Genomic DNA, 12,602 nt, shown 5'->3' with positions numbered 1-12,602 from the left:
TCCGGAACGAAAAAGGCTTACAAGCGGGGATATTGGAAAGATGTGCGGCGCTCGCTATAAGCCGCCGACCCTCAAACACCCAAACAAGAAGTCACTCCCATGACCGAACGCACCTTCTCGATCATCAAGCCCGACGCCACGCGCCGCAACATCACCGGCGCCATCAACGCCGTGATCGAAGGCGCCGGCCTGCGTATCGTCGCCCAGCGTCGCGTCAAGCTGACCGAAGCCCAAGCCAAGAAGTTCTACGAAGTGCACGCCGAGCGCCCCTTCTACGGCGAGCTGGTGTCGCAGATGATCGCCGAGCCGGTCGTCGTCCAGGTGCTGGAAGGCGACAACGCCGTCGCCAAGTACCGCGAAGTCATGGGCGCCACCAACCCGAACGACGCCGCCGAAGGCACCATCCGCAAGCTGTTCGCCCTGTCGATCGGCGAAAACTCGGTCCACGGTTCGGACTCGCTGGACAACGCCAAGATCGAAATCGAGCAGTTCTTCACCGACGCCGACATCGTCGGCTAAGGTTTGAAACAGGCCTCCCTGCGCGGCCTGGCTCAGCGATAAGGCGGCCCGCTCCCGGAACCCGGGGCGGGCCGTTTCGTTTTCACGGTCTCGTTACTCTCGCTCGCAAGAACAAGGAGGACCGCTATGAAGACGCTCTTGAGGCTCGCCCCGGTGATCGGCCTGACGGCCCTGCTGGCCGCCTGCGGCACCACCACGGAACAGCGCGCGGCCACGGGCGCCATCGGCGGCGCGGTCGCCGGTCAGGCCATCGGCGGCAACACCGGCGCAACGGTCGCGGGCGCCGCCATCGGCGCGGTCGCCGGCGCCGTCACGACGCCGAAGAAGAAGCCGCACGAGTGATTTTCCTCCCCACGCGAGTGGGAGGGGGACCGCGTAGCGGTGGAGGGGCCAGGGCGGCGGAACCATAGGTAGGCCATGGTTTGGCTCGGGTCAGCGGAACCAAGCGGCCCCTCCGTCTCGTCGATTGCGTCGCCGATCCGCCTCCCCATGGCATGGGGAGGAGAAAGAAGAAGGGCGTCGGCCGCGGAGGCCGACGCCCTTTCCTTGTCCGTCGCCGGACGCGCCGCTTACCAGATGCGGGCGCGGCTTTCCGGGGCGATGTATTCGGCCTGGTCCGGGGTGACGCCGAAGGCGGCGTACCAGGCGTCGATGTTGCGCGGCGGAGTGGCGGCGCGGGCCATGCCCGGCGAGTGCGGGTCGGTGGTCAGCTGTTCCTTCAGGGCCGCCTCGCGCGTCTTCTCGCGCCAGACCTGGGCCCAGCCGAGGAAGACGCGCTGCTCGCCCGTCAGGCCGTCGATCACCGGGGCGGGACGGCCGTTCAGGCTGCGGTGATAGGCGTCCAGCGCTATCAGCAGTCCGCCCAGGTCGGCGATGTTCTCGCCCATCGTCAGGTCGCCGTTGATATGCATGCCCGGAACCGGTTCCTGGGCGTCGTAGATGGCGCCCAGCACCTTGGCGCGTTCCTCGAAGCGGGTTGCGTCCTCGGGCGTCCACCAGTCGCGCAGCACGCCGTCAGCGTCGGTCTTGCGGCCCTGGTCGTCGAAGCCATGGGTGATCTCGTGGCCGATCACGGCGCCGATGCCGCCGTAGTTCACCGCCATGTCGGCGTTCGGATCGAAGAAGGGCGACTGCAGGATGGCGGCCGGGAAGACGATCTCGTTCCGCATGGGGTGGTAATAGGCGTTCACCGTCTGGGGCGTCATGAGCCATTCCAGCGGATCGACGGGCTTGCCGATCTTGCCGCGCTTCCAGGCCCAGTCGAAGGCGGTGGCGCGCTCGACGTTGCCGTAGAGGTCGCCTGCCGTCAGTTCCAGGCCGTCATAGCTGCGCCATGTCTCGGGATAGCCGATCTTCACGCCGAACTTGGACATCTTGAGCAGAGCCTGTTCGCGCGTCGGCTCGCTCATCCAGTCCAGGCCCTTCAGGCGTTCGGTCATGGCGGCGCCGAGGTTGGCGACCAACTGCTCCATCTGCGTCTTGGACGAGGCCGGGAAGTGCAGGCGCACGTATTCCTGGCCCAGCACCTCGCCCAGGCGGGTATCGACCAGGACGACGCCGCGGTTCCAGCGGGGACGGTTCTCGGGCTGACCGCGCAGGACCTTGCCGCGGAACTCGAAGCGCGAGTCGACGAAGGCGTCGGACAGATAGGGGCTGGCCTGATCGACGGTCTGGAAGGCCTGCCAGGCCTTCAGCGTCTCGATCGGCGCATCGGCGAACACCTGGGCGATGCCGGGGATGGCGGTGTTTTCCATTAGCACCAGGGTCGGCACGTCCGACAGTCGTGCGCCCTGCAGGAAGGCGGGCCAGTCGAAGCCGGGCGCCGTCTGGCCCAGGTCGGCGGCGGCGACCGGGTTGTAGAGCTTGTCGATCTGACGACGCTCGACCGTGGTCCAGTGCTTCTCGGCCACCCTGGTCTCGAAGGCCATGATGTCGGCGGCGGCCTGGGCCGGGTTCGGCCAGCCGACGGCGGTCAGCGCGCGGGTGACGTAGGCGACATAGGCCTCGCGCTGCGGGGCGAAATCGGCCTTCAGATAGTAGTCGCGGTCGGGCAGGCCGAGCGCGCCCTGGCCCATATAGGCCGAGTTGATGTTGGGGTCCTTCAGATCCTCCATCACGTCGACGGCGAACAGGGAGCCGCCGAAGCCTTCGTGGCCGGCGCCCATCAGCCGGGCCATGCCGGAGTGATCCTTGACCGCGCGGATGGCGGCCAGGTCGGCGGTCAGCGGCTGGGCGCCCAGCTGGTTGACGCGGGCCTCGTCCATGAAGCTGGCGTACAGGGCGCCGACCTTCTGGGCGTTGGCGTTGACCGGATTGGCGGCGCTGGCCTCGATGATGGCCTTCAGCTGGCTCTGGGCGTTTTCATACAGGGTGTCCCACGGGCCAAATCTGGCCTTGTCGGCCGGAATCTCGGTGATCTTCAGATAGGTCCCGTTGGCGTATTCGTTGAAGTCGTCGCCCGGCTTCACGGTCAGGTCCCGGCCGTTCAGGTCAAAGCCCCAGGGCTTGATCTCGGGCGTCTCGGCCGAGGCGGCCGTCGAGGCGTGGGCGTGTTGCGCGAGAGTCGGCTGGGCCGAGAGGGCGAGGGCCAGCGCCAGTCCGGCGGCGCCCATCAGGCGGGTCTTCATCTTCGGGTCTTTCCCAGTGGTGCGAAGGTGCACGACCGGCCCGTAAACGCGGCCACGGCCATGCTTGCGGGCAGCCTGCGCCCGCCCGCGACCCGCTGTCGCATTAATAATCGTTAAGGTTTGAGCCTGCGCACGAAGTCGGCCAGGGCCTGGGGATACAGGCGGTGCTCGGCCGCCTTGACCCGTTCGGCCAGGATTTCCGGGGTGTCGCCGGCCTGGACCGGCACGCGCGCCTGGCCCAGGACGGGGCCTTCATCGACGCCTTCGGTGACCAGGTGGACGGTGCAGCCGGCTTCGGCGTCGCCGGCCTCGAGGGCGCGGGCGTGGGTGTTCAGTCCCGGATAGAGGGGCAGCAGCGACGGGTGGATGTTGACCATCCTCCCGGCCCACCGGCCCACCAGCCAGGGCGTCAGCAGCCGCATGTAGCCGGCCAAGGCCACCACCTGCACGCCGCGTTCGGCCAGCAGGGCGTCGATGGCGCGCTCGTGCGCCTCGCGGTCCTTGCCGAAGGGGCGATGCTCGACCGTCAGGGCCTCGACGCCCGCCGCCTGGGCCTTGGCCAGGCCCGCGGCGCCGGCGATGTTGGAGACGACGGCCACCACCTCATAGGGCGCGTCGGCCGCCTGACCCGCCGCGACCAGGCTGACCATGTTCGAGCCGGTCCCCGAGATCAGCACGGCCACGCGGACCTTGGCGGACGGACTTTGGGGGACGACGGACATGACGGGCTCGTGCGTTGGAGGGAGCGCGACTGCCATGCGGCCCCGAAGGCGACTTAGCAAGAGAAAGGCGCGGCGAAGGGGGAGGGCGCGGCGCCGTTGAACCATTGTCGCCGAACTGTCGCGAACTCCGTTGCTTCTTCGGCTGTTGCGGCGTTAGCGTCGCCGCGCCGGATGTCCGGCGCCTCAGGGGGAGTACCTGTCATTATGCGTCGTTTGTTGACCGCCGCCTGCGCTGCGGCCCTGTTGGCCGCGCCGGCCGTTTCCATGGCTCAGGAAGCCGCTTCGGGCGGTTCGGGGCCGATCCGCTCGGCCGCCGATCGCCTGCGCAACGCCAACGCCGAGCAGATCGAGAAGAACTGGGCTCGCGCCACGGCCGAAGAGCAGGAGGTGACGACCAGCCATTCGATCACCGCCCACGGCCGCGCCATGCGCTACAAGGCCACGGCCGGGACCCTGACCGTCCGCAACGACGCGGGCATGCCGACCGCCAGCCTGTTCTACGTGGCCTATACCCTGGACGGCCAGCCGGTCGGCCGTCGGCCGATCACCTTCATGTACAACGGCGGGCCGGGCTCGCCGACGATCTGGCTGCACATGGGCGCCTTCGGTCCGGTGCGCGTCCAGACGGATTCGCCGGTGGTCGAACGCCCGGCGCCGTTCAACGTCGCCCCGAACGACATGACCCTGCTGGACAAGACCGACCTGGTCTTCATCGACATGGTCGGCGCCGGCTATTCGCGTCCGCTGGGCGAGACCCCGGGCTCGACCTTCTGGGGCGTGGACCAGGACGCGGACACCTTCACCCGCGCCATCATGCGCTACACGACCAAGTTCAACCGCTGGTCCAGCCCCAAATACGTGCTGGGCGAAAGCTACGGCACCCTGCGCACCGGCGCGGTGGCCCACCAGCTGGAAGAGCGCGGCATGGCGCTGAACGGCGTCGTCCTGCTGTCGTCGATCATGAACTACGGCGTGCGCCAGCCGGGCTATGCGCAGAACTTCATCACCTTGCTGCCGACCTATGCGGCGACGGCCTGGTATCACAACAAGGTGCCGAACCGCTCCGCCACGGTCGAGGAGCACGTCCAGCGCGCCCGCGACTTCGCCATGGGCCCCTACGCCGCCGCCCTGGCCAAGGGGCACCTGATCTCGGACGCCGAGCGCGCCCAGATCGCCCAGCAGATGAGCGAGCTGATCGGCATATCGCCGACCGTCATCGACCAGGCCAACCTGCGCCTTGAACTCAGCCCCTTTCGCAAGGAGCTGCTGCGTGATCGTCGCCAGACCATCGGCCGCCTGGACACCCGCTATCTGGGCATCGACGCCAACGCCATCGGGGGCTCGCCCGAGGAAGATCCCTCGAGCAGCGCCGTCACGGGCGCCTATTTCGGCATCTTCCGCGACTATGTGGCCACGACGCTGAACTACCGCACCGATCTGGACTATCGCCAGTCGGCGCGCGGCCTGCCGGGCTTCGATTGGGACTGGAGCCACCGTCCGCCGGTCGGCGGCCCGCAGACCACGCCGAACACGGCGGTCGACCTGGCCACGACCATGCGGCGCAATCCGCATCTGAAGGTGCTGGCGCTGAACGGCTACTACGACGCGGCCACGCCCTTCTTCAGCACGGAGTACGACCTGGCCCAGATGATGCTGGAGCCGCACCTGCGCGACAACCTCGAGTTCACCTACTACGAGGGCGGCCACATGATGTACACGAGCCGCAAGGCCCTGGAGCAGCTCTACACCGACATGGCCAAGTTCTATGACGAGACGCAGAACGGCGGCCTGCGGTAAGGGCGCCTTCCATCCCGCTCACCCCGGCGGACGCCGGGGTGAGCGGGATAGGATTGGCAACAATAAAGGCCCCGGTCAGTGCTGACCGGGGCCTTTTTCATTCACGGTGGTAGGGGGCGGGGAGGCCTCTTACGCCGCCTGCAGCTGCCCGCACACAAACGCCGTCTCGCCCGCGTTCAGCAGGGCGGCCAGCACGGGCTCGACGTTCTCGGGCGCGACGATCAGGATGAAGCCCACGCCGCAGTTGAAGGTGCGGCGCATCTCGTGGTCCGAAATGCCGCCGGTCTCGGCCAGCCACTGGAAGACGGCGGGCATCGGCCAGGCGTCCCAGTCGAAGCTGGCTTCCAGGCCCTCGGCGATGCAGCGCGGCGGGTTCTCGATCAGGCCGCCGCCCGTGATGTGGGCCGCGCCCTTGACCAGGCCCGCCTTCATCAGCGGCAGGACCGGCTTCACATAGATGCGGGTCGGCTCCATCAGGGCCTGGGCCAGGGACAGGTCCTTGGCGAAGGGGGCGTCGTCGCCCCAGGCCAGGCCGGACTTCTCGACCACCTTGCGGATCAGCGAATAGCCGTTCGAGTGCGGACCCGAGGAGGCCAGGCCGATGATGACGTCGCCCGGCTTCTGCTGGTCCAGATAGGGCAGGACCTTGCCGCGCTCGACCGCGCCGACCGAGAAGCCGGCCAGGTCGTAGTCGCCGCCCGAATACATGCCCGGCATTTCGGCCGTCTCGCCGCCCACCAGGGCGCTGCCCGACTGGCGGCAGCCTTCGGCGATGCCGGCGACGACGCGGCGCGCGGCGTCCACGTCCAGCTTGCCGGTGGCGTAGTAGTCCAGGAACATCAGCGGCTCGGCGCCCTGCGCCAGCAGGTCGTTGACGCACATGGCGACCAGATCGACGCCCACGCCGTCATGACGGCCGGTTTCGATGGCGATCTTCAGCTTGGTGCCCACGCCGTCCGTCGTGGTGACGATCAGCGGGTCCTCGAACCCGGCGGCCTTCAGGTCGAACAGGGCGCCGAATCCGCCCAGCGAGGCCTCGGCGCCGGGGCGGCGCGTCGACTTGGCCAGGGGCTTGATGGCGTTGACCAGCATTTCTCCGGCGTCGATGTCCACGCCCGCATCGGCGTAGGTGAGGCCGTTTTTCAGGGCTTCGGGGGTGTCGCTCATCGGTCACGGCTCGAAATCGGGGGCGAAAATATGTCGCGGCGCTCTTGCCACGACGGCGTCGCGCGGGGCTATAGCATCGGAATGACGCCAATCACCACCAATGACGCGCTGATCGCCTTCTGCGAGCGTTTGGCCAAGGCCCCGTACATCACCGTTGATACGGAATTCATGCGGGAAACCACCTACTGGCCCAAGCTGTGCCTGATCCAGGCCGCGGCTTCGCCTACGGACGCCGCCATCATCGACCCGATGGCCGAGGGGCTGGATTTGACCCCCTTCCTCGACATCCTGCGCGACGAATCGATTCTGAAGGTCTTCCACGCCGCCCGGCAGGACGTGGAGATCTTCAACAAGCTGGGCGCCATGCCGCGTCCGCTGTTCGACACCCAGGTCGCCGCCATGGCCGCCGGTTTCGGCGATCAGGTCAGCTATGAGGCCCTGGTCCGCCAGATGCTGCGCCAGGAGCTGGACAAGGGCAGCCGCTTCACCGACTGGGCGCGCCGTCCGCTCAGCGACGCCCAACTGACCTATGCGGTCGGCGACGTGACGCACCTGGCCGCCCTCTATCCCAAGCTGCGCGACCGGCTGCAGAAGGAAGGCCGCCTGGACTGGGTCATGTCGGAAATGGGCGCGGTCACGGACCCGGCGCTCTACGACACCTCGCCCGAGAACGCCTGGAAGCGGCTGAAGCCCAAGAAGTTCAACGCCAAATACCTGGCCGCCTTCGTCGCCGTCGCCGTGTGGCGCGAGCGCGCGGCCCAAGAGCGCGACCAGCCGCGCGGCCGCATCCTCAAGGACGAGGCCATCGACGAAATCGCCGTCCAGGCGCCGACCGACCCCGACGCCTTCAACCGCCTGCGCTCGGTGCCCAAGGGCTTCGGCGGCTCGCGCCTGGGGCTGGAGCTGGCGGCCGAGTTGAAGCGTGTCCTGGCCGACCCGGAGGCCCATGCGCCCAAGCTGGAACGTCCGGCCCACAATCAGCCGGCCCCGCCCTCGGTGGTCGAACTGCTGAAGGTGCTGCTGAAAGCCAAGAGCGACAATGCCGGCGTGGCCTCCAAGCTGATCGCCACGGTCTCCGACCTCGAGAAGATCGCGCTGAACGACCACGCCGACGTCGAGGCCATGAAGGGCTGGCGCCGCCAGTTGTTCGGCGAGGACGCGCTGAAGCTCAAGCGCGGCGAGATCGCCCTGGTGCTGAACGGCGCCCGCGTCGAAGTGGTCGAGATCGAGGGCTGACCAACCCTCTCCCATCGGGAGAGGGTTTTAGATCTTCAGCGCCAGATCCATCGCTTCGGCCAAGGCCTTGGCGCGCCGTTTCGTCTGTTCGCCCAGCAGCATGTCGGCGTAGCCGCTGGCCGCCGTGACCCGCAGCGCGCCCTTTTCGACCGTGGCCGTGGCGTTGGCCAGCAGTTGCGGCGAGCGGCCCGACAGGTCGCAGGCCAGTCGCATGGCCAGGCCCAGGGCGCGGGCCCGCTTTTGGCCCTGTTCGGACAGAAGACGCCGGATGGCCTCGGGCGCGGGCGTCTTGGCGTCGCCGCCGTAGCGTGCGTTCATCGCCACGGCCATGAAGGCGCGCTCGGCGTGGGTCTGGCCGGGAATCGGCGACCACAGCACCTGATCGAAGACGAGGTTGATGCGATGGTCGGGATGCAGGCGCGCGCCCAGGTCGGCCAGGCGGCAGACCGAGGCCGTCAGCAGGGCGTCGCGCTCCTCACCGAACACTTCCGGCAGGGCCGAGACGACCGATTGCAGCCAGCCGTCGAGGGCTCGGGGCAGGGCCGGGTCCACGCCCTGACGGCCGCCCCAGGCCGAACAGCCGGCCAGCAGGGGGTCGATGGCCCGCATGGCCGGCGTCAGGCCGTGATAGAGCAGGCCTTCGCGCACCCCCCAGGCTGAAAAGCTGACCGAGACCAGGCCCAGCTGATCGATCAGCCCCTCCAGCACCAGGGCGGCGTAGGGCAGGGTCTCGGCGCGGCGCTTGGACACCCCCGGCAGCTTCTCCAGCGACGCCTTGGACTGGCGCGCGACCAGCCGGGCCATGTCGCGCGCGTCGGCGGCGCTCATGGCGTACTGGTGGACGATGCGGATCGGGTGGTCGACCATGGCCATGTGCATCTGGGCCAGGCTGCGCCAGGCGCCGCCGACGGCGTAGAGCGTCTGGGCCGCATAGGCGTCCTGAACCGGCTCTAGCCGCTTGGCGATGCGGGCGCGCAGGCGCTCGGCGTCGAACCCCTTGGCCTCCAGCAGGGCGAAGGGGCCCAGCGGCAGCGTCACCCCCTTGCCGCGGGGACCGTCGCCGATGCGCGTGAGCTCCAGGCTGGCGCCGCCCATGTCGGCCGCCACGCCGCGCGCGCCGGGGTCGCCTGCCAGCACGCCCAGGGCCGAGTATTTCGCCTCTTCCTCGCCGCTCAGCACGCGGATGCGCAGCCCCGTCTCGGCGACCACGCGCTCGCAGAAGGCGGGGCCGTCCTCGGCCTCGCGCACGGCGGCGGTGGCGGCGACCAGCACCTGGTCCGGCTGGACGCCCTCGATCACGGCGGCGAAGCGGCGCAGCGCCGTCATGGCCATGGCCACGCCCGGCTCCGACAGCCGCCGGGTGGCGGTCAGGTCGCGGCCCAGGCCCGCCAGGACCTTCTCGTTGAACATGGTCCAGACGGCCCGGCCCTCCAGCCGGTACAGTACCAGGCGCACCGAGTTGGAGCCGATGTCGATGACCGCGATCTGCTGCGAATCGTATTCGCGCTCGGGGCTCATCCGCGGCGTTTCCTTGCCTTGGCGCCGGGGTAGGACAGGGCGCTGGGCAGGGTCTTCACCTTGCGCCCCCGACCCGACAGGCTGGGATTGGTCATGAAATACTTGTGCGCCGAGAAGGGGCGTTCGGCCCCATTGGGCACGACCCGGCGATAGGAGCCGTCCGGCTCCAGCACCCAGCTCTGGGCGTCATCCTTCAGGTTTGCGACCATGATCTGATCCAGAACCTGGTCGTGCACCGTCGGGTTCAGGATCGGCGTCATCAATTCGACCCGGCGGTCCAGGTTGCGCGGCATCCAGTCGGCCGAGGAGATGTAGAGCCGCGCCCGGTTGCTGGGCAGGTCGTGGCCGTTGGCGAAGGCGACGATGCGGCTATGCTCCAGGAAGCGGCCGACGATCGACTTGACCCGGATGTTCTCCGACAGGCCCGACACGCCCGGCCGCAGGCAGCAGATGCCGCGCACCACCAGTTCGATGCGCACGCCCTGCTGACTGGCGCGATACAGGGCGTCGATGATCTCGGGATCGACCAGGGCGTTCATCTTGGCCCAGATGGCGGCCGGCTTGCCCTTGGCGGCGGCGGCCATCTCCTTGCCGATGAGCTCGATCAGGGTCGACTTCATGTTCAGCGGCGAGACGACCAGAGCCTCCAGCTCGTCGGGCGTCGCATAGCCGGTGATGTAGTTGAACACCCGCGTGGCGTCCCGGCTCAGGATCGGGTCGCAGGTGAACAGACTCAGGTCCGTGTAGATCTTGGCCGTGACCGGGTGATAGTTGCCGGTGCCGAAGTGGCAGTAGGTGCGAAGGCTGTCGCCCTCGCGCCGCACCACGACGCTCATCTTGGCGTGGGTCTTGTACTCCATGAAGCCGAAGACGACGTGGACGCCCGCCCGCTCCAGCTGTCGCGCCCAACGCAGGTTGGCCTCCTCGTCGAAGCGGGCCTTCAGCTCGACCAGGGCGGTGACGTTCTTGCCGTTCTCGGCCGCCTCGATCAGGGCGGCGACGATGGGGCTGTCCTTGGAGGTGCGATACAGCGTCTGCTTGATGGCGATGACGTTGGGGTCGCGCGCCGCCTGGCGCAGGAACTGGACCACCACGTCGAAGCTCTCGAACGGGTGGTGGATCAGCATGTCCTTTTCGCGCACGGCCGCGAAGATGTCGCCGCCGTTGTCGCGCACCCGCTCGGGATAGCGCGGCTCATAGCCCTTGAACTTCAGGTCGGGATGGCCGCCGGGGATCAGTTCGGACAACTGCGCCAGCCCCAGCATGCCGTCGACCAGGACCACGTCCTGCGGCTGGGCGTGAAGCTGGCCGATGATGAAGTCGCGCAGGTCGTCCGGCATGTCCGCCTGGATCTTGATGCGCACGACCGAGCCCATGCGGCGCTGCTTCAGCGCCTCCTCGAACTCCATGACCAGGTCTTCGGCCTCTTCCTCGATCTCGATGTCCGAGTCGCGGATCAGGCGGAACAGACCCTTTTCCAGGATCTCGCAGCCCGGGAACATGTGGTCGATGAACAGCAGCAGCAGGTTTTCCAGCGAGACGTAGCGCGTCCGCCCGGGCGTCGAGCGCCCGTCCGTCGCCAGAGCCCAGAAGCGCCGCACCTGGGTCGGCACCGGCACCAGGGCGTAAAGGACGCGGTTGTCGCTGTTGCGCCGCAGCTTCAGCGCCAGGGAGAAGCCCAGGTTCGGCAGGAAGGGGAAGGGGTGCGCCGGGTCGATGGCCATGGGCGTCAGCACGGCGAACAGCTGGTTCAGGAACTCCGGTTCCAGCCGCTCGCGCTCGGTCTTGGTGATGCGAGCGCGCTCGACGATCTCGATGCCCGCCGCCGCCATCTCCTTGCGCAGGACGCGCCACTGGCGCTGCTGCTCGGCCATCAGGCCGCCGGCCGCGGCGTTGACTTTCTCCAGTTGTTCGGCGGGCGTCAGGCCGTCGGGCGACACCACGCGCACCCGCTCGCGCACCTGGCCCTTCAGGCCGGCGACGCGGGTCATGAAGAACTCGTCCAGGTTGTTGGCCGAGATGGACAGGAAGCGCACCCGTTCCAGCAGGGGGTGGCCTTCGTTCGCCGCCTCCTCCAGCACCCGGCCGTTGAAGGCCAGCCACGACAGCTCGCGGTTGATGAAGCGCGCGGGCGAGGTCATCAGCGCCTCGGACAGCTCCAGCTGCGGCGCGCGCGAGGAGGGGACTTCCTCGCCGGTGGTGTCGACGGCGATAGGCGCGATATCAGTCATGACGCCGTTGTCGCGCGGGCCTGTGACGGCTGCAACCGGGATTGTGTCGCGGTAGGCGAGACTTTGGAACGCCACGTATAATTCCGCTCATCCCAGCGTCCGCCGGGATGAGCGGGGGGTTAGGGCTACTCCCCGTCCAGCACCTGCCGGGCCAGCACGCGCGTCACCGGGCGGTGCAGGGCGTCCAGGCGGTCGACGACGGCCTCGGCGGCCTCGGCCGAGCGGTCGATGCGGCGGATCAGATAGTCGATCAGTTCGTCGGCCGGGGTGATGTTGCGGCTGGCGAAGGCGCGGCGCAGCATGGCGGCGAACACCACGTCGTCGGGCGCCTCGATCCCCACGGTGCGGATGGCGTTCAGGCGCGAGCGCAGGTCCGGCAGGTCCGTCGTCCAGGCGCCCGGCGGATCGCGCGACACCAGCAGCAGGGCGCCGCCGCCCGACTGGGTCAGGTTGATCAGGTGGAACAGGCTCTCGTCGTCCGCGTCCTGGGCCCGGTCGAGCAGGACGGGGCGGCCCTCCAGCTCCAGCGGATCGACCAGGGCCGCCTCGGCGCCGTGCAGGGCGACGGCGCCGGTGCGCTCGACCCAGGCGGCGGCCAGGTGGCTCTTGCCGCAACCCGCCGGGCCGAACAGGGCCAGGACGGCGCCCGGCGTCTCGGGCCAGGCGGCCAGGGCGGCCACGCCCGCGGCGTTGGCTTCCGACACCGCCAGGTCGGAGGCGCGCTGGGGCGCCTCCTGCTGCAACGGCAGGCGCAACTGATGAATTTGCACGGTCGGGACGTTCAT

At 68.7% G+C, this 12,602-nt stretch carries 10 protein-coding genes; 4 read left to right on the top strand and 6 right to left on the bottom strand.

What is annotated here, in order from left to right:
- Positions 1-99: 99 nt before the first annotated feature.
- Entirely contained in the window at positions 100-519 is a 420-nt protein-coding gene (ndk, locus tag D8I30_RS00050; protein ID WP_121480908.1) for a nucleoside-diphosphate kinase, read from the top strand.
- 126 nt (positions 520-645) lie between these two features.
- Complete coding sequence (locus D8I30_RS00045) at positions 646-861, top strand: glycine zipper 2TM domain-containing protein (RefSeq protein ID WP_121480907.1); 216 nt, start codon at positions 646-648, stop codon at positions 859-861.
- Between the two features lie 227 nt (positions 862-1,088).
- Here the strand turns inward: D8I30_RS00045 and D8I30_RS00040 are convergent, their stop codons facing one another.
- Entirely contained in the window at positions 1,089-3,146 is a 2,058-nt protein-coding gene (locus tag D8I30_RS00040) for a M13 family metallopeptidase (protein WP_121480906.1), read from the bottom strand.
- A 113-nt stretch (positions 3,147-3,259) separates the two neighbouring features.
- Positions 3,260-3,868, bottom strand: coding sequence for a phosphoribosylglycinamide formyltransferase (gene purN / locus D8I30_RS00035; protein WP_121480905.1), 609 nt, complete (start codon positions 3,866-3,868; stop codon positions 3,260-3,262).
- A 204-nt stretch (positions 3,869-4,072) separates the two neighbouring features.
- Between purN and D8I30_RS00030 the strand changes: the two genes are divergently transcribed.
- On the top strand, positions 4,073-5,665 hold the full coding sequence (locus D8I30_RS00030) for a S10 family peptidase (protein ID WP_121480904.1): 1,593 nt from the start codon (positions 4,073-4,075) through the stop codon (positions 5,663-5,665).
- Positions 5,666-5,794: 129 nt separating this feature from the next.
- Here the strand turns inward: D8I30_RS00030 and purM are convergent, their stop codons facing one another.
- Positions 5,795-6,832, bottom strand: a complete 1,038-nt coding sequence (purM, locus tag D8I30_RS00025; RefSeq protein ID WP_121480903.1) for a phosphoribosylformylglycinamidine cyclo-ligase — start codon at positions 6,830-6,832, stop codon at positions 5,795-5,797.
- Positions 6,833-6,913: 81 nt separating this feature from the next.
- On the opposite strand from purM, the gene rnd reads away from it, so the two are divergent.
- Positions 6,914-8,068, top strand: a complete 1,155-nt coding sequence (gene rnd / locus D8I30_RS00020; protein ID WP_121483319.1) for a ribonuclease D — start codon at positions 6,914-6,916, stop codon at positions 8,066-8,068.
- Positions 8,069-8,095: 27 nt separating this feature from the next.
- Here rnd and D8I30_RS00015 read toward each other — a convergent pair whose 3' ends face one another.
- The 3 genes from D8I30_RS00015 to D8I30_RS00005 all read right to left on the bottom strand — a co-directional run bounded on the left by D8I30_RS00015 (position 8,096) and on the right by D8I30_RS00005 (position 12,602).
- On the bottom strand, positions 8,096-9,586 hold the full coding sequence (locus D8I30_RS00015) for a Ppx/GppA phosphatase family protein (protein WP_121480902.1): 1,491 nt from the start codon (positions 9,584-9,586) through the stop codon (positions 8,096-8,098).
- The gene (locus D8I30_RS00010) at positions 9,583-11,817 is read right to left on the bottom strand and encodes an RNA degradosome polyphosphate kinase (protein ID WP_121480901.1); all 2,235 of its coding nucleotides are present in this window, start codon (positions 11,815-11,817) and stop codon (positions 9,583-9,585) included. The genes D8I30_RS00015 and D8I30_RS00010 overlap by 4 nt, the downstream gene beginning before the upstream one ends.
- Positions 11,818-11,942: 125 nt before the next feature.
- Positions 11,943-12,602, bottom strand: a complete 660-nt coding sequence (locus D8I30_RS00005; RefSeq protein ID WP_121480900.1) for a DnaA ATPase domain-containing protein — start codon at positions 12,600-12,602, stop codon at positions 11,943-11,945.

Origin of the sequence: Brevundimonas naejangsanensis, from assembly GCF_003627995.1 — a bacterium.
Lineage (GTDB): Bacteria > Pseudomonadota > Alphaproteobacteria > Caulobacterales > Caulobacteraceae > Brevundimonas > Brevundimonas naejangsanensis_B.
The sequence above is the reverse complement of the archived record's forward strand: the minus strand, read 5'-3'. Positions and strand labels throughout refer to the sequence as shown.